Genomic DNA, 17330 nt, shown 5'->3' with positions numbered 1-17330 from the left:
GTCAGGTCCGGTACGGGTTGTACGCGGGGTAGGGCGCCGCGGGCCCGTACACCGGGCCATGGGGCCGGCCGGCCGGCGCTGCCTGTCCGACGTGCCCGGTATGGCTGACGTGCCCGGCATGGCCGTACGGCGGCCAAGGGGTCGGCACGGGCGCCCCATAGCCGTACGCCCCGTACCCCCCGTACCCGTGCCCCGGCGGCCATGCCCGCGTCACGGCGACCGCGTGCTCCAGCGCCGGTCGGGCGAACTCCCGGCGGTGCCACAGCTCGTGCAGCAGCTCCCGTTCCCGGAGGAGGAAGTCGGCGTCGGCCCGCCCGCGGCGCCCCCGGTGCCGCAGGAACGCCAGCGACGTGGCGTACGCCTCGTACTGCGCCACCGCACGGGCCGCCGCCCGGCCGCCGCGCCGGTGCGCATACTGCCGGGCCACCCGCCGCGCCCGCATCGAGCCCAGCGCGAACGGCTCGCCGGGGGCCAGCCACCCGGCGACGACATAGGCGGGCAGCTCCTCCCGCACGGTCCTCAGTTCCCGCTGCCGGGTCCAGATCACCAGCCAGGTCAGCAGCCCGAACGCGGGCACCATGAAGGCCGCGTACACGGCGAAGAACCCGTACTCGCCGAAGGCCGACGAGCCGTTCCACATGGCGTGCATGCCCATGGCGAGCAGCAGCCCGAGGAGGGGGAGCAGGACGCGGCGCACCTGCCGGCGCTCACCCGACAGCGCGGCGATGCCGAAGCCGATGCCGGTGAGGACCGTGAACAGGGGGTGCGCGAAGGGCGACATGATGACGCGGACGAAGAAGGTCGCGGCCGTGACGGAGGCGATGCCGCTGTCGCCGGTGAGCTGGTCGGTACCGAAGGCGGTGCCCAGGTAGAGGATGTTCTCGGTGAAGGCGAAACCGGTGGCGGTGACGCCGGCTATCACCACACCGTCGACGATCCCGGTGAAGTCCCGTCGTCGGAAGAGGAACACGAGCAGGATCGCGGCGGCCTTGGCCGTCTCCTCCACGACGGGCGCTATGACGGTCGCGCCGAGGGTGTCCGCATGCGACGGATCGGCCGTCGCGGTCGCTATCCACCGGGTCGCGAAGCTGTTCGCGACGATCGCTATCAACGCCGCCGCGCAGGCGCCCCAGGCGAAGGAGAACACCAGATTGCGCCAGGGCCCCGGCTCGACCCGGTCCAGCCAGCGGAAGGACGCGACGAGCAGCGGCACGGGCAGCACGGCGAGTCCGAGCCCGACCAGGAACCCCTCGGTGCCGGTCTGCTCGCGGACCAGGGCGAGGATGACCAGCCCGGAGAGCGTGAGCAGCGTGCTGAGCGCGCCGTAGCGCACCCACCGCCTCTGCCACCAGTGCGCGTGCCGCAGCGTGCCGCCGGTGGGACCGGTGGGGTGCGTCGGGTACGGGGGACGGGTGGCCACGGCATCGACCCTAACGAGACAGGGGCGCCGCCCGCAGCAGCGCGAAGGGGCACGGGCGCCGGCGGGGGACTGTCGGTGCTGCTCCTACCGCTGTACGCGCCGGAAGAGCAGGTCGTTCACCACATGACCCTTGTCCAGTCCCTGTCCCTCGAAACGGGTCAGCGGCCGGAACTCGGGACGGGGCGAGAAACCGCCGTCCGCCCGGGTGTTCTCGAAGTCGGGATGCGCCGTCAGAACTTCGAGCATCTGTTCGGCGTACGGCTCCCAGTCGGTGGCGCAGTGCACGAGGCCGCCGGGCTTCAGCCGGGTCGCGGCCAGGCTGAGGAACTCCGGCTGGATGAGGCGCCGCTTGTGGTGCCGCTTCTTGGGCCAGGGGTCGGGGAAGTAGACGCGCAGCCCGTCGAGCGCATCGGGGGTGAGCATCTCGCGCAGCAGGATGATGGCGTCGCCGTTGCCGACCCGGAGGTTGGACAGTCCGTGGTGGTCGGCGAGGTTGAGCAGGTTGCCCTGGCCGGGGGTGTGCACATCGACGGCGAGGATGTTGGTGGCCGGGTCGGCGGCGGCCATCTGGGCGGTGGCCTCGCCCATGCCGAACCCGATCTCCAGCACGACCGGGTTGTCGTTGCCGAACAGCTCACCGAGATCGACGACGCGCTGCCCGTCGATGTCGAGCCCCCACTTGGGCCACAGCCGCTGCAACGCGTCCGCCTGCCCCGCGGTCACCCGGCTGCGCCGCGGCTGGAAACTGCGGATCCGCCGCTCGAAGTGCGACCCCGCGGGATCGGCCTTGGGACCGTCCGGGAAACGGGGCTCGCCCTTGGCCCGGGTGTGCCGGACGGAGACACCGGGGGCGTGGTGGCCCTGCCCGTCGACGGTCTCGTGCTGAGCCGGGGTGCCGGGCTGGGGGGCTTCGGGGGCGTTGAGGGATTCAGACACAGTGGGGTCGATTTTACGGGGAGCGGGACACGGCCGGCCCGGGGCCGCCGCCCACCGGGCACATCAGGGGCGGCTGCTCCGACGTCCGCCCCCGGTCACATCTGCTCCAGCACCGCCAGCGCCCTGCGCGCCACCTCCCGCCCGATCGGCAGCGAGGCCGTCGCCGCCGGGCTCGGGGCGTTCAGCACATGCACGGCCCGCGGACCCTCCCGGATCAAGAAGTCGTCCACCAGCGACCCGTCCCGCAGCACCGCCTGCGCCCGCACCCCCGCCGCCGCCGGCACCAGATCGTCGGACGTCACCGCCGGCAGCAGCCTGCGCACCGCCCCCGTGAACGCCCGCCGCGACACCGACCGCCGCAGCTCCCCCGCGCCGTACCGCCAGTGCCGCCGTGCCATCCGCCACACCCCGGGCCAGGCCACCGTCGCCCCGACCTCTCGCGGTCGTACGACACCCCAGCCGTATCCCTCGCGGGCCAGTGCCGGCACCGCGTTCGGCCCGATGTGGACGCCTCCGTCGATCCCGCGCGTGAGATGCACGCCGAGGAACGGGAACGCCGGGTCCGGCACCGGATACACCAGGCCCCGCACCAGCTCGGGCCGTGCCAGCGAGTAGTACTCGCCGCGGAACGGCACGATCCGCATCTCCGGTTCGTCCCCCGTCATCCGGGCCACCTCGTCGCAGTACAGCCCGGCACAGTTCACCAGCGCCCGTCCGCGCACGATGTCGCCGCGCGTGGTCCGTACGGCCACTCCCAGCTCGGCGCGCCGGTCGACCGCCTCCACCCGTGCGCCGTACCGGATCTCCGCCCCCGATGCCTCGGCCAGCTGCCGGGCCACCCCGGCGAAGTCGCACACCCCCGTCGTCCCGACGTGTATCGCGGCGAGCCCCCGCACCTCGGGCTCGTACTCCGCGATCTGGGCGGCTCCCAGCTCCCGGACCGGAATGCCGTTCTCCCGGCCGCGCTGCACCAGGGCGTGCAGCCGGGGCAGCTCCTCCCGCTCGGTCGCGACGATCAGCTTGCCGGTGACGGCGTGCGCGATGCCGTACTCCGCGCAGAACTTGACCATCTCGGCGGCGCCCCGCACCGCGTACCGCGCCTTCAGCGACCCCGGGCGGTAGTAGATCCCGCTGTGGATGACCCCGCTGTTGCGCCCCGTCTGGTGCCGGGCTGGTCCCGGCTCCTTCTCCAGCACGGTCACCCGCGTGCCCGGAGCGGCACGCGTGATCGCATACGCCGTGGACAGCCCGACGATCCCACCGCCGATGACGAGCACGTCACAGTCGTAAGCGAGCCTGAGCACCTGCCCCACCTCCCGGTTCCGATAATGCACTGCGCCACTGACAACGCCCTCAAACCCGCGGCGCGCCGCCGGTGGCGCGGACGTGGGAAGGGGGACGTGCGGTCGGCGGTGCGGTCATCGGGGTCGTGGAAGCGGGCGCGGCCGGGCGGGACGACACGTCGGGGCGCCCCGGTCCGGGCAGGAGGGCATGGGCACGCTCAGGCGGGTGTCATCAGCAGGGGCCGCGCCCGCTCCCGCAGCTCGACGACCCTCGGTTCGTCGCCGTACGGCTCCAGGCGGTGCAGCAGGTCCTTCACGTACTCGGTGGTGCGCGCGGACGATATCCGCCCCGCGACCTCCACCGCCCGTACGCCCTGCTCGCATGCCGCATCGAGGTTGCCCGACTCGAGCTCGGCGACCGCGGACACGACGAGCCGCAGCCCGTGCGAGCGCACGAACTCCTCCGTCGGCTTCGACAGGGCCTGCTCCGTGAACCGCCGTACCTGGCGCGGAGCCTTCAGGTCCCGGTAGCACTCGGCGGCGTCCGCGCAGAACCGGTCGTAGGAGTAGAACCCCAGCCACGACGGGTCGTTGTCCCCGTCCCGGGACCGCTCCAGCCAGCCCTCCGCCGCCTTCAGGGCCGCGCCGGCGGCCTGTGCGTCACTCGCGCGTGCGTGTGCGCGTGCCTCGACCAGGCGGAAGAAGCTCATGGTGCGGGCCGTGGCGAGCCCCCGGTTGCGCTCCAGGGCCGCCTGGGCGAGGTCGACGCCCTCGTCGCCGAAACCGCGGTAGGTCGCCTGGAGGGACATCGACGCCAGCACATACCCGCCGAGGGGTACGTCGGCCGCGGCTCGGGCGAGCCGCAGCGCCTGGATGTAGTACCGCTGGGCCGCCTCCTGCTGCCCGGTGTCGAAGGCCATCCAGCCCGCGAGCCGGGTGAGCTCGGCGGAGGCCCCGAACAGGGCCCGCCCCACCTCGTCGGAGTACGAGCCGAGCAGCAGCGGTGCGGCCTCCACCCGTAGGCATTCGGGCACCATGGACGAACGCCAGTCGCCGCCTCCGTACTTGGAGTCCCAGCGCCTGGCGTCCTCGGCGGCCTCCCGCAGCTTCTGCACATCGCTGTGGCCGACTTTGAGCGGTGCGCCGGAGCTCTCGGACGGGCTCACCTCACGCGCGACCGAACTGTCGGCCGGGGTTATCAGCCACCGTGAGGCGGGCGTTGCGTATGCGCTCACCGCGAAGGAGCCGGCCAGCGACTGCCAGATGCCGCCGGTGCCGGCGCGGCGTCCGGCGAGGTCGAGACGGTACAGCTCGGTCGCCGATTTCACCGCCTGGCCGACGTCCCGGGGAAAGGCGAGGCCCACTTCGGGGGCGGGGTCCGCGTCCGCCAGGCCGATCTCGTGGAGCGGCACCGGACGGCCCAGCTTCTGGCCGATCGCGGCGGCGATGAGGTGCGGCGCGGCACCCTGCGGCACCATGCCCTTCGACACCCAGCGCGCCACCGACGTCTTGTCGTAGCGAAGAGTCAGGCCCCGCTGAGCGCCAAGGTCGTTGACGCGTCGGGCGAGTCCTGCGTTGCTGATTCCCGCGAGGGCGAGAACGGCGCCGAGCTTTTCGTTCGGCCCGCGTTGCTCCCTGGACATGCGCCACCCCTCGACACAGACGGCTGCCGCGCTGGCATAACCACGCGGCATTCGTAAACCCAGCGTAGTTCGCCGCATCCCAAGCGTTAAGGGGCATTCTTCCGGATGGCGGGATTGTGGTCCGCACTCAAGTGCGCACCCCCTACGCACAGTTGTGGCGTGCCCCCGCCGTGTGGCCGTGCGCCCGTCCGTGCGCTCTTCTCCGGCCATCGGGGGAGCGGTTCCATGGCTTCTGCGTGGGTCGGCCCGCTGTACTGGATCCAGTGGGCTGGGGGATTCCGCCGCCTCCATCCCCGCGGGCGGCGGAACGGTCCGGGGGGCGTCCTTTCGTTCCCCGGACTGCGCGCACGGCGAGCACGGCGAGTAGCGCGCGGCAGTGTACGGAGCGTGCGCGAGCCTGTCCTTGCGGCGCCGATTTGGCTGAAAAGCGACCCTGCGCTCTCGGGGTGATTGCCGCTCTCACCACGGAACTTGAGGGCGCGAAGGGCGTTTTCGGGGAGCGCATCGAGGGCGCATTCGCGCCGCAGTGCTTGGCCGACATCCCTGCCCCGCCCGGGAGTTCGAACAGTGTGCGCAGGCCACGGGGGCGCTCGCGCTGGCGCAATTGGGGGAGTTCGAGCGGCTCCGTCGCCGCTCCGGCACGCTTCCTTCATGGCAGCATGGTGAACCGGTTCGTACGGTGCACTGGTTGTCCACAGCCTGTGGAGGCGGCGATGCGGTGGTTGGTGGGATGGAGCAGCACCGCCGCGGTGACCGCCGGGATCGATTCCGCCGGGTCCACCGGAAGCGACGGTGAGACCGTGCACCCGGTCGGCTCCCAACTCCTGTGGGGCGACCCCGACCCGCTGTGGGCCGTCGGCGACTGGCGCCCCGACGAGGTGCGCGTGGTCAAGGCCGACGCACAGACCAGGATCGCGGTGCTGGGGACGTGCGGCGCCAGCGACGAACAACTGCGGGTCGGTCTGTTCGCCGCCAGGGGCGGGGCACTTCGGCATCTGACGGCGTGGTCCGGCAGCTACACGGCCGTCGTCCAGGTGGGCCGCAGGGTCACGGTCTGCGGTGATCTGGCAGGCGCGCGCCCCGTGTTCTACACCCCCTGGGCGGGCGGTACGGCGTATGCGACGGCCGCGCTGCCCCTCGCCGACCTCATCGAGGCCAACCTCGACTTCGGACACCTCGCCGCACTGCTCGCCGCCCCCGACGTCCCGGCTGCCGTGCACGACTCCACCCCTTACGACGGCGTACGGCGCATTCCGCCGGGGCATGCGCTGATCCTGCGCACCGGCGCGCGCGAGATCGCCGGGTACGAGCCGGTGGCCTCCCTCGCCGTGGCCGCGCCGGCGGCGGACCCGGACAGCGCGGTGGACGCCGTGCGCGACGCCCTGGTGGAGGCGGTACGCGCCCGTCTTTCGGCGCCCCGCCATGTGCCCGGCACCGACATAGACCCGGGCCCGGTGCCGGGGATGGGTCCGGCCGAGCGGCGTGCGGCGCGCGGGATGCCGGTGCCGGGCATCGGCGCCGACCTGTCCGGCGGCCCCGCCTCGGCCACCCTGGCGCTGCTGGCCGCCGGCCTCCCCGGTATGCCGGGCACGGTCCTGGGCCACGGCACGGGCGCGGGGGAGCGCCTTCTCGCGGTGACCTTCAACGACCTCGCGGTCGGCGGCCGGGAGGCCGAGCTGGAGCGGGCGGGTGCCCTCGCGGCCAACCCGCGCCTGCACCACGTGGTGGTCGCGGGCGGCGAGGAGACACTGCCGTACGCCGACCTGGACGGGCCGCTCACGGACGAGCCGGGTCCGAGCTTGGTGACGGCGGTGCGGCACCGCGCCCGACTGGCGTCCGGCAGCGCCGACCACTTCACCGGGCACGGCGCCCGCCAGGTCCTGGACGCCCACCCGGCCCGCCTCGCGGACCTGTTGATGGACCGCAAGCGGCGCCACCTGGTCCGCCCGGTCGCGGCGCTGGCGAAGGCGGACGGCTCGGTCCTGGTGCCCGCGCGCGTGTACGGCGCGGCACGCAAGCTGGCCCGCACCCCGTACCGGACGGGCCTGGACACCCTGGCCGACCGGCTCATGCACCGCCGCTTCGACGAGCCCGGAGGTGCCGTAGGGGCGTCGCTCGCCGCGCTCACCTGGGCCAGACCGGGCCCGGCGGCCCGGTGGCTGACCGGCGAGGCACTGGCTGAAGTATCGGTTCGGCTGCAAGCGGCGACGAACCGCAACGGGGTGGGCCCGGGGCAGCGCCCCGGTGACTACCGCGCGCGTGCGGCCCTCGCCCGGCACGCGGCCGACCTGCGCGTCCTCGAACAGGCCGCCGAGATCCGCTTCCAGCGCCTGCACGCCCCGTTCCTCGACAACCAGGTCGTGCGCGCCTGCCGGGTCCTACCGGAGGCCCTGCGCGTCCAGCCCGGCGCCCGCGCGGCGATCCTCCGTACGGTCCTGGAGGGCGCCGGAGTGGCCGACCTCCCCGCCGGCTGGGGCGTGCCGTCGCACGCTTCCTCGGCGGTGGCGGCACGCACCGGCATGAGAGTGGCCGCGGACCCGCTGATGTCCCTCTTCGGCACCCCCCTCCTCGCCGAGGCGGGCCTGGTGGAGGCCCGGGTCGTCCGCAAGGCCCTGCGCGCGGCGGCCGAGGGCGAACCCCTGCCCCTGGACGGCCTCGCCGACCTGGTCTCCCTGGAACTCTGGCTGCGCCGCCTCCTCGCCCGCCGCGGCACCTGCTGGACCGGCACCCCGGCCCGCCAGCGCGCGGTACCGGCGGGCATCCCGCCGCGGCGGGGGGCGTTGGGGGCGGGGGCGCGCCGGGGGTAGTGCGCGTCGAGGGTCGGTGAGTGTCAAGTGGCGGTCGGCGTCGAGGGGCGGTGAGTGGCCCCCCCGGCGCCGGCGCACCCGGCCGAACCGCCTCACATGCAGCTGAACCTCGACTCCGCCCAGTCCGCGAGCAGCAGGCTGTCGACGGTGCTGCGCGGTTCGACCACCAGCCGTACCGTCTCCCGCCCGGCGAGGTTCACATGGACCGGTACCGCGGGGTCCCCGCCCTCGATCACTCCCGACCGCCACAGCAGTACGCCGTCGGCATGGACGGAGAAGGAGAACGCGCCGAGCCCCAGGGTCGAGTCGTCGACCCCGACCATCGCGTCGTAGGCGGAGCAGCGCCGGTTGAGGTCGATGGTGACGGAGGACCGGCCGTGCACGGTGACCCCGTGCGCGTACCGCTTGCCGGCGATCGGCACGCCGTACCGCTGCCACACCCAGTTGCTCTCGCCGATCCGCATCTCGGGCGCATCGCCGTCACCGGCGATGTCGTAGGAGAGCCGGTTCCACTGGTAGACGACCGGGGCGGGCGGGGGAGCGGGCGCGGGCGGCGGAGGCGGGGTCGGCGTGGGTGTCGGGGTGGGGGTCGGAGTCGGAGTCGGAGTGGGCGTGGGCCGTGGGGTGGGTGTGGGTGACGGGGGCCTGGGCGGAGCCGGGGCCGGCTTCGGCCCGGTGGCCGGGTCGGCCACCGGCGGCTGTGCGGTGGGCTCCCGCTTCGGTGGCTTCGTCGGCTTCGGCGGTTTGGTGGGCGTCGGCGGCTCGGGCGTCGGCGTCTCCTCGACGACGGGAGACGGCACGGAGGGCGGCTTGGCGTCCTCCCGGCCGTCCGGTTTGTCGTTGCCGGCCAGCGCGAGCACGATCGCCGCCGTCACGCCCACGGCGACCACACCGGCCGCGATCCCGGCCTTCAGTGGTGCGCCGAGCCCCTCGGAGACCGCCGCGCCACCGCTGCCCGCCCCACCGGACGAACCGCCCCCGGCCCCACCGGCCCCACTCGCGGCCCCGCTTCCGGCCCCGGCACCGCTCGACGAGCCGCCCGCCACCGCGGTCGCCCCCGCCGCACCGGCCGCGCCCACTGAGGCACCACCGGCGATGAGACCGGCCGCCTTGGCGTACCCTGCGGCGCCGAACCAGCCGATGACGGCGACCGGCACGACGGCCGGGATGCCGCCGGCGACTTCCTTGATCTGGCCCGCGGCCAGCCGGCACTTGGCGCACTCCTCCAGATGCTTGCGCAGCCCCCGCTCGGCACGGGCGCGCAGACTGCCCCGGGCGTACGCCCCGAGGCGGTCGGCATGGCGGGCGCACTCCTCGTCGCCGGCGAGGCTGGCGCTGACATGGGCCTGGAGATAGGCCTGCTTGAGCCCCTCCCGGGCGCGGCTGGCCAGTACACGCGTGCCGTTGGCGTCGAGCCCGAACAGCGTGGCGACCTCGCTGGGCGACTCGTCCTCGACCTCGGTGTGCCACAGCACGGCCTGCCAGCGCTCCGGCAGCGACCGGAAGGCCCGCATGGCCATGGACCGTTCGGCCTCGTGCATCGCCAGCACATCGGCGCCCAGGTCCACGCTGTCGTGGTCAGCGACGTCGGAGACCCGCGCGGACTGCGCGGCGAACACCGCGAAGTCGTCGACCAGTTGCTCGCGCCGCGCCGACCTCGTCCAGTCCGCGGCGGCCCGCCGGATCGAGGTGAGCAGATACGCGCGTACGGCGTGCTCGGGGCCCGAGCCGCCGCGTACCGCCTGGAGCATGCGGGCGAAGACCTCGGCGGTGAGGTCGTCGGCGGTGTGGGCGTCACGGCAGCATGAGCGCGCGTACCGGCGCACCGCCTGCGCGTGGCGTCGGTACAGCTCCTCGTAGGCGGTGTCGTCGCCCGAGCGCATACGGCCGATCAGGTCGGCGTCCGACGGCGGCAGTTCGTGCGGCGGCAGTACGTGTGTCGGTGCCAGTTCGTGCGGCGATGGCAGATCGCGGGGAGGTTGCGGTTCGCGCGGCGATGGCAGTGCGCTGTCCTCGCGCCGGTCGCGCTGTGCCGGGACGACGCCCTCGGCGCCGCCCGGTGCGCGGCCCTCCGTGCTGCCGCCGCCCGGTGGCAGATCCGCCCGGCCGCCCTGACTCGGCACCTGCCCAGTCGCCGAGTCGTCGTCCCCGGGTGACTCGTCCCGCCCGTCAACGCTCATCGAGGAAAGCCCCCGCCGCCAGCTCCACCAGTCCAGGACACCGGGTCAGGGTGCCATATTGGCTTTTGGTCAGGCCCCGCGCCGACGGACATCCACCCGTCCGTGGGGACTTCCCGCATGGCAGTACTAGCCCTCGCCCGCACAGGGAAGGCTCGACCGACGCTCAACGGGCGGGAGTTGAGCACCATCCGGGACGTGCCCGGCAAGGGGTTCCCGTCGGTGTTCGAGGCGGGACGCCACAGCGCCGGGCACAGCACCCGGCACAGCAGCCCCCCGCCCCTCGGTCACTCCGAGCCGGCCGCGCGCCGGCTCACGCCTGAGGCCGCGACCGCAGCCCCTCCAGCAGGATGTCCAGCAGCCGTGACGACGCCGCCGCCTGCTGCGCCGCGTCCGGCAGCGAGGGCGCCGCCGTGGCGATCACCAGCAGCACGTCCGACACCGACACGTCGGCCCGCAGCTCACCCGCCGCGCGCGCCCGCTCCACGAGTCGGCCCACGACGTCGAGCAGCGCCGCCGCCCCCGCGTCGTCCACCGGGTCCGCCGGCACCGCGGCCGGCTGCTCCGGCACCAACCGCAGCTCCCCGACGCCCGGCTGCATCCGCTGCTGCGGCACCCGGGCCTCGTCGAGCGCGCCGCCGTCCTCGGCCACCCCGACCCGCAGCACCTGCGGCGGCAGCAGCCGGCCGGCGCCCGAGGCCACCGACGTACGCAGGAAGCGCGACAGCGCCGACCACGGCTCGTCCTCCTGGCCGAGCGCGGCACGCGCCTGGTCGGTCAGCCGGGAGGTCTCCTCCTGGGCTATGCGCCGCACCAGGACGTCCTTGCTCGGGAAGCGGCGGTACACCGTCCCGACGCCGACCCGCGCGCGGCGTGCCACGTCCTCCATCGGCGCGCCGTAGCCCAGCTCGCCGAAGACCTCGCGTGCCGCACGCAGCACGTGCTCCAGATTGCGCTGTGCGTCCACGCGCAGCGGCGTCGTACGCGCGCTGTCCGCGCGTCCGTTGCCTGTGGCCGCGCTCATCGCTGCGCCGACCGCTGCGCCGGCCGGTGCGATGGCCGCCGCCGAAGACCAACGAGAATCCTGAACATGCATAAGCGATCCCCCGGTAATGACGTCTCCCCCCGGAGACTCCCCGTCATTGCAAGCCGGAGCGTCGCGGAACAAGCCCGGACAACGAGCCCGCCCTGTGTCATCGCGGACCCGAGAGCGCATCCCCCTACACCCCGTCGACACACGAACATAGTTGAGAGGAAGTCAATTCAGAAGGGGCACGTTCCGCACGGAGCGCCCCCCGATCGGAGTACGGGTCGTTTACGTCCGGATTGCGCCACCCCAGTCCCCCCGGCGCACACCCTGTGACCTGCGCACTTTCCGCGCACTCCGGCATTTCGGCCAAATCGCGGCACCGACGGCCTCCGGTCACACAAATTGTCGAGCCTGTGGACAAACGCAAGCGCCGGGTGCGTCATGGGATGGTGAAGGAACGTGCGCGCATTCTCGTTGTCGGCGGCGGCTACGTCGGGATGTACACGGCCCTGCGTCTGACGCGGAGACTGAAACAGGAACTCGCGCGGGGCGAGGCCGAGATCACGGTCGTCACTCCCGACCCGTACATGACGTATCAGCCGTTCCTCCCCGAAGCGGCTGCCGGGTCCATCTCCCCACGTCATGTGGTCGTACCGCTGCGCCGTGTGCTGCCCGGATGCCGGATCATCATCGGCGAGGCCACCGCCATCGACCACGCGGGGCGCACCGCCACGCTGACCACCCTCGCCGCCGAGGAGGAGGGCACCGGCACCGAACAGCTGTCGTACGACGAACTCGTCCTCGCGCCCGGCTCCGTCTCGCGCACCCTCCCCGTGCCCGGCCTCGCCGACCACGGCATCGGCTTCAAGACCGTCGAAGAGGCCATCGGCCTGCGCAACCACGTCATCGAGCAGATGGACATCGCCTCCTCCACCCGCGACCCGGCGATCCGCGACGCGGCCCTCACCTTCGTCTTCGTGGGAGGCGGCTACGCGGGCGTGGAGGCGCTCGGCGAACTCGAGGACATGGCCCGCTACGCCACGCGCTACTACCACAACGTCCGGCCCGAGGACATGAAGTGGATCCTCGTCGAGGCATCCGACCGCATCCTGCCCGAGGTCGGCGCCGACATGGGCCGCTACACCGTCACCGAACTGCGCCGCCGCAACATCGACGTACGCCTGCACACCCGCCTCGACTCCTGCGTCGACCGCGTCGCCGCCCTCAGCGACGGCGCCCGCTTCCCCACCCGTACGGTCGTCTGGACGGCCGGCGTCAAACCCCACCCGGTCCTCGCCGCCACCGACCTGCCCCTCGACGAACGCGGCCGGCTCAGGTGCACCCCGGAGCTCGCCGTCCAGGGCACCACGCACGCGTGGGCGGCGGGAGACGCCGCCGCCGTCCCCGACGTCACCGCCGACGAGCCCGGCACCCAGTGCGCCCCCAACGCCCAGCACGCGCTGCGGCAGGCGAAGGTCCTCGGCGACAACATCGTCCACTCCCTGCGCGGCGAACCCCTTCAGACGTACGCGTACAAATACGCCGGCTCCGTCGCCTCCCTCGGCTTCCACAAAGGTGTCGCGCAGGTCTACGGACGCAAGCTGAAGGGCTACGCTGCCTGGTTCATGCACCGCGTCTACCACCTCAGCAGGGTGCCGACCTTCAACCGCAAGGCCCGCGTCCTGGCCGAATGGACGCTGTCGGGACTCTTCAAGAGGGAGGTCGTCTCCCTCGGTTCGCTCGAACACCCCCGAGCGGAGTTCGAACTCGCGGCCGGTGGAAAGCATCCACACAACCCGGGAGGCGACCCGAAGGGGTCGTCCTGACCGGACCCAGGAACTCCACCGACCGGGCGGGCGTCTGACGGGTGTCGGCCAGGTCGGCCGCACTGCCAGACTGATCCCGAACCGATCCCGACACCGCACGCGAACCGACCCCGACCCCTGGACGACCTCGGACGGGCCCCGCCCGCCCATCGACCCACAAGGCTCTCCCACAGTGCTGCAAACCCGGGGTACCGCCGCCCCTCAGGCCCCCGGCCGGGTCCGGAGCTGGCCGAAGACGACGACACGAGGCAAGGATTCGTGAACTTCACGCGCTGGAGCGCCCGGCTCCCCGGAACGCAGCGCCGCGCCGCAGCGCGGACCGAACCCACGGTGGCCCTCACGCCGGACCGCAGGGGGGACGGCCCCGGTGCCGTTCCCGCGGCCCGCGCCGAACATCTCACCGACGAGGACAAGCCCAACCCCGCCCTGGACGAACTGCCGGTCCGGGAGGTCCTGGACCGCGTCCCGTCCCTGGTCGCCCTCGTCCACGGCACCGACCACCGCCTCGCCTACGTCAACGACGCCTATGTGACCGCCTTCGGTGTACGCCCCCCGGGTGAACCCGCCCGCGAGGCCCTCCCCGAACTGGCCGAACTGGGCCTGCTTCCCCTCCTCGACCAGGTCCTGCGCAGCGGCAAGCCCCGCACCCTCAAGTCCCGCAAGGCCCCCGACGGCCGCTCCTACACCTTCATCTGCACCCCGGTGACCGAGCGGGACGGCGGTGTCCTCGTCTTCGCCACCGACGTCACCGACCACGCGGAGGCCGCCGAGCGCCTGCGCGCCAGCGAACGCCGCCAGCGCGAAACGGCCGTCACCCTCCAGCGCTCCCTCCTCCCCCAGGAGCTCGAACAACCGGACGACCTGCGGATCGCCGCCACCTACCACCCCGGCGGCACCGAGGCCGCCGTCGGCGGCGACTGGTACGACGTGATCACCCTGGGCGGCGGTCGCACAGCGCTCGTCATCGGCGACGTGATGGGCAGAGGCGTCCGAGCGGCAGCGGTCATGGGCCAACTCCGTACGGCGGTGCGGGCCTACGCCCGACTGGACCTCCCCCCGCACGAGGTCCTCCAGCTCCTCGACGGCCTGGCCACCGAGATCGACGCCAACCAGATCGCCACCTGCGTCTACGCCATCCACGACCCGAACGAGGGCCGCCTGGTGTACGCCTCCGCCGGCCACCTCCCCATCCTGGTCCGCGACGAGAACGGCCAGGTCCAGCGCGCCGACGAACCCACGGGCCCGCCACTGGGCACCGGCGGCTGGATGCACGCGTCCGGCTCGATCGCCCTGAGCCCCGGCTCCACGGCCGTCCTCTACACCGACGGCCTGGTGGAACGCCGGGACGAGGACCTCGACGAGGGAATCGCCTCGCTCGCACGCGCCCTGGCCGGCGCGACCGGCACCCCCCAGGTGGTCTGCGACCGCCTGGTGCGCAGCGCGGGCGTGACCGCCGACCACGACGACGACGTCGCCGTCCTGGTCCTCCAGCACCCGGCCCGCACCGGCCCCGACAGCGACCTCTTCCGCAACGCGGCCCTGGAGCTGCTGGGCGGCGTCGAGGCAGCGCCCCGAGCCCGCGCCTTCGCCTCCGGCGTCCTGACGAGCTGGCGTTTCCCGGCGGATCTGCACGACCTGGGTGTCCTGGCCACCAGCGAACTGGTCGCCAACTCCCTCCAGCACGGCACGCCACCCATGCGCCTGCGCCTGCGCCGCACCGACCGCCGCCTGATCATCGAGGTCACCGACGGCGACGACCACCTCCCCCGCCGCCGCCGAGCCGAACCGGGCGACGAGTCGGGCCGAGGCATCGCCATCGTCGCGACGATCGCCTCGGCCTGGGGCTGCCGCCGGACCCCCGGCGGCGGAAAAGCGGTGTGGTGCGAGTTCGCCCTGCCGAAAGGCGCGACCCGGGGCACCTAGGGCCCTCGCTCAGGCGTGCGCCCGAGCCTGCCCGGACGGCGCCGCGGTCCCCTGCGCCACGACCAGGCTCCCGGCGAGCGCCGGCTGATCCTGAACCGCGGTGAGCCGGCGCCCCAACCGCAGCGCGAGATACGTGATCCCCAGCGAGAACCCGAAGAACGTCACCACATACGGCCCGTGCAGCGCGGCCCCCATCGGCCCGCCCACCGCCGGCCCCACGGCCAGCGCAAGCTGCTTCACCAAGGCGAAAGCGGAGTTGTACTGCCCGGCCATCCCCTCCGGCGCCAGATCCGCCACCAGCGGGGGCACCGTCGGCGACAGCATCGCCTCACCGAGCCCGAACAGGGCGTAGGTCGAGATGAAGGCCGCCGTGGCCATCGCCTGACTCCCGTGTCCGAGCCCGGCATACCCCGCCGCGACCCAGGCCAAGGCCCAGATCAGGCCCACGGCCGCGATCACCCTGGACCGCCTGCGCCGCTCCACGAACTTCAGCACGGCGAACTGCGCCACCACGATCATCGCGGTGTTGGCCGCCAGCGCGGCCCCGAGCGCCGACGTCGAAACCCCGGCGGCTTCCACCCCGTAGGCGGCGAGCCCCGACTCGAACTGGCCGTAGCAGGCGAAGAACAGCACGAAGCCCAGCACACACAGCTGCACCATCGCCCGGTTCCCGAGCAGCTGCTTCCAGCTCCCCTTCGCCGAGGCACCGCCGGGTACCCCCTCGATCCTGGGCGCCCGCGGCATGCGCACGGTCGACATCACCACGACGAGCAGCAGGAACATCGCCGCCTGAATCGCGAACAGCAGAGTGAAGGACGAGACGCTCGACGCGTCGACGAGATGGCCGCCGATCAACCCGCCGACCCCGAGTCCCAGGTTCTGCAGAAAGAACTGCGTCGCGAACGCCCGCGACCGGGTCGCCGACGGAGAGCAGTCCACGATCATCGTCGCGAGCGCCGGCTGCATCACGGCCTGCCCCGCCCCGAGCGCCGCCGCCGACAGCAGTACGGTCGCCGCGGTCCCCGCGAGCCCGAGGCTCAGCGATCCCAGCGCGGCGGTGACCAGAGCGGCGAGCAGCACCGGCAGCGGGCCTCGCCGGACGATGGCCCGTCCGGCGAACGGCAGTACCACCAGCGCGGCCACGGCGAAGACGGCGAGGACCAGCCCCGCCGTCATGGCACCGAGCCCTCGCACCTGCGCGACGTAGACATACAGGTAGGGGACGGTGAAACCGAGCCCGAACGCGCTGAGTGCGTTGCCCACATGGATCCGGCGCATCGCTGCGCCCATCGCCCTGGTCACGTTCACCTCTCTCGATGTAGGTCTGAAGACTTCAAAGCTAAAGTTCGAAGCTAAAGAGTACACATCGAAGGACTTCAACGCCAAGCAGGCCCGTGCCATACTCGGCCCATGGGCGACACCCCCGGCATCAGCGAACCGACACTCGAAGAACAGATCGCCGCGTACCAGCGCGAGTTCCAGGACCTGGACCCCCAGGTCGAGAAGGTCGTCTCGGCCCTGTCCCGCCTCAACCGCCGCATGAACGTCGCCTACGGCCGTCAGACCGCAGCGCTCGGCATCAGCAACGCCGAGTGGGAGGTCCTCAAGGCCCTCGTCCTCTCCGGCGCTCCCTACCGCCTGGGCCCCAGCGACCTCGCCAAGCGTCTCGGCCTCACCCCGGCCGCGATGACCCACCGGATCGACCGCATGGTTTCCGAGGGTCTGGTGACCCGGGAACGAGACGAGACCAACCGGGTCCGCGTCATCGTGGAACTGACCGTGGAGGGACGGGAGAAGTGGCTGGAGGCGATGCGACTGGCGTCGGTCTTCGAGGAGGACCTGCTCCAGGACCTCTCGGCGGACGAACGCACCACCCTCGGCGAGGTGCTCACCCGCCTGCTCCGCAGGGTGGAGGACGCACAGCCGGACGCCGGCGGGCGCCTGAGCGACCTGGACTGAGCCGGGCCTGCCCGCCCCACAAAAGATCTTGACAGTGGACGCTTGACAGCCCTCTGCCCGGTCCGTAGTGTTCTCCGGGTTGCCGCGGAGCCGTAACGGTTCTACGACAGCACTCCCGCCGCTAGAGCGGCAACCCAAACCACCAGCATGATCTCCCACCCGGGTTGATTTCGGCGTGCCCGAATTCAATTCGAATTGGGACCGGCGGTCCGATTAGGAATCGCCGGGAGGATCCGCTAAGGTTTGAGACGTCGGAACGGCCCAACGGCCGGGAAGACAAGCCCCGCTGACTGGGAGTCAGGCCCGAAAGGATCTGATAAAGTCGG

The 17330-nt window shown here is 72.8% G+C and carries 11 protein-coding genes; 4 read left to right on the top strand and 7 right to left on the bottom strand.

The annotated features are described in order from the left end of the window. Position 1: 1 nt before the first annotated feature. The 4 genes from ACHBTE_RS32350 to ACHBTE_RS32335 form a co-directional block, all read right to left on the bottom strand. The gene (locus ACHBTE_RS32350; protein ID WP_394728679.1) at positions 2 to 1420 is read right to left on the bottom strand and encodes a PrsW family intramembrane metalloprotease; all 1419 of its coding nucleotides are present in this window, start codon (positions 1418 to 1420) and stop codon (positions 2 to 4) included. An 84-nt stretch (positions 1421 to 1504) separates the two neighbouring features. Next, positions 1505 to 2356: a tRNA (guanosine(46)-N7)-methyltransferase TrmB gene (trmB, locus tag ACHBTE_RS32345; protein WP_394728677.1), complete on the bottom strand. Its 852-nt coding sequence runs from the start codon at positions 2354 to 2356 to the stop codon at positions 1505 to 1507. Between the two features lie 95 nt (positions 2357 to 2451). Further along, positions 2452 to 3660 (bottom strand): L-2-hydroxyglutarate oxidase, encoded by a 1209-nt coding sequence (lhgO, locus tag ACHBTE_RS32340; protein WP_394728675.1) that lies wholly within the window; start codon positions 3658 to 3660, stop codon positions 2452 to 2454. Between the two features lie 197 nt (positions 3661 to 3857). Further along, positions 3858 to 5282 (bottom strand): MFS transporter, encoded by a 1425-nt coding sequence (locus ACHBTE_RS32335; protein WP_394728673.1) that lies wholly within the window; start codon positions 5280 to 5282, stop codon positions 3858 to 3860. A gap of 713 nt (positions 5283 to 5995) precedes the next feature. Between ACHBTE_RS32335 and ACHBTE_RS32330 the strand changes: the two genes are divergently transcribed. Continuing rightward, positions 5996 to 8089, top strand: coding sequence for an asparagine synthase-related protein (locus ACHBTE_RS32330; RefSeq protein WP_394728671.1), 2094 nt, complete (start codon positions 5996 to 5998; stop codon positions 8087 to 8089). A 92-nt stretch (positions 8090 to 8181) separates the two neighbouring features. Here the strand turns inward: ACHBTE_RS32330 and ACHBTE_RS32325 are convergent, their stop codons facing one another. Both ACHBTE_RS32325 and ACHBTE_RS32320 read right to left on the bottom strand, forming a co-directional pair. Further along, positions 8182 to 10269, bottom strand: coding sequence for a sigma-70 family RNA polymerase sigma factor (locus ACHBTE_RS32325; protein ID WP_394728669.1), 2088 nt, complete (start codon positions 10267 to 10269; stop codon positions 8182 to 8184). A gap of 310 nt (positions 10270 to 10579) precedes the next feature. Continuing rightward, complete coding sequence (locus tag ACHBTE_RS32320; protein ID WP_394728667.1) at positions 10580 to 11362, bottom strand: TetR/AcrR family transcriptional regulator; 783 nt, start codon at positions 11360 to 11362, stop codon at positions 10580 to 10582. 380 nt (positions 11363 to 11742) lie between these two features. Here ACHBTE_RS32320 and ACHBTE_RS32315 point away from each other — a divergent pair, with 380 nt between their 5' ends. Both ACHBTE_RS32315 and ACHBTE_RS32310 read left to right on the top strand, forming a co-directional pair. Then, positions 11743 to 13122 carry an NAD(P)/FAD-dependent oxidoreductase gene (locus ACHBTE_RS32315; protein WP_394728665.1) on the top strand — a complete coding sequence of 460 codons (1380 nt, stop codon included), beginning with the start codon at positions 11743 to 11745 and terminating at the stop codon, positions 13120 to 13122. Between the two features lie 258 nt (positions 13123 to 13380). Continuing rightward, positions 13381 to 15045 (top strand): SpoIIE family protein phosphatase, encoded by a 1665-nt coding sequence (locus tag ACHBTE_RS32310; RefSeq protein WP_394728663.1) that lies wholly within the window; start codon positions 13381 to 13383, stop codon positions 15043 to 15045. 9 nt (positions 15046 to 15054) lie between these two features. Here the strand turns inward: ACHBTE_RS32310 and ACHBTE_RS32305 are convergent, their stop codons facing one another. Then, positions 15055 to 16323, bottom strand: coding sequence for an MFS transporter (locus tag ACHBTE_RS32305; RefSeq protein ID WP_394728750.1), 1269 nt, complete (start codon positions 16321 to 16323; stop codon positions 15055 to 15057). 132 nt (positions 16324 to 16455) lie between these two features. Between ACHBTE_RS32305 and ACHBTE_RS32300 the strand changes: the two genes are divergently transcribed. Continuing rightward, entirely contained in the window at positions 16456 to 17004 is a 549-nt protein-coding gene (locus ACHBTE_RS32300; RefSeq protein WP_394728661.1) for a MarR family winged helix-turn-helix transcriptional regulator, read from the top strand. The last annotated feature ends 326 nt before the right edge of the window (positions 17005 to 17330 follow it).

The organism is Streptomyces sp. M41 (assembly GCF_043673425.1).
In the GTDB taxonomy this organism is placed as follows: domain Bacteria; phylum Actinomycetota; class Actinomycetes; order Streptomycetales; family Streptomycetaceae; genus Streptomyces.
The sequence above is the reverse complement of the archived record's forward strand: the minus strand, read 5'-3'. Positions and strand labels throughout refer to the sequence as shown.

Coding starts and splice junctions, on each gene's coding strand:
- ACHBTE_RS32315 (WP_394728665.1), top strand. CDS start 11,743: ATGGTGAAGGAACGTGCGCGCATTCTCGTTGTCGGCGGCGGCTACGTC.
- ACHBTE_RS32320 (WP_394728667.1), bottom strand. CDS start 11,362: ATGCATGTTCAGGATTCTCGTTGGTCTTCGGCGGCGGCCATCGCACCG.
- ACHBTE_RS32305 (WP_394728750.1), bottom strand. CDS start 16,323: ATGCGCCGGATCCATGTGGGCAACGCACTCAGCGCGTTCGGGCTCGGT.
- ACHBTE_RS32335 (WP_394728673.1), bottom strand. CDS start 5,282: ATGTCCAGGGAGCAACGCGGGCCGAACGAAAAGCTCGGCGCCGTTCTC.
- ACHBTE_RS32330 (WP_394728671.1), top strand. CDS start 5,996: ATGCGGTGGTTGGTGGGATGGAGCAGCACCGCCGCGGTGACCGCCGGG.
- ACHBTE_RS32325 (WP_394728669.1), bottom strand. CDS start 10,269: ATGAGCGTTGACGGGCGGGACGAGTCACCCGGGGACGACGACTCGGCG.
- ACHBTE_RS32300 (WP_394728661.1), top strand. CDS start 16,456: ATGGGCGACACCCCCGGCATCAGCGAACCGACACTCGAAGAACAGATC.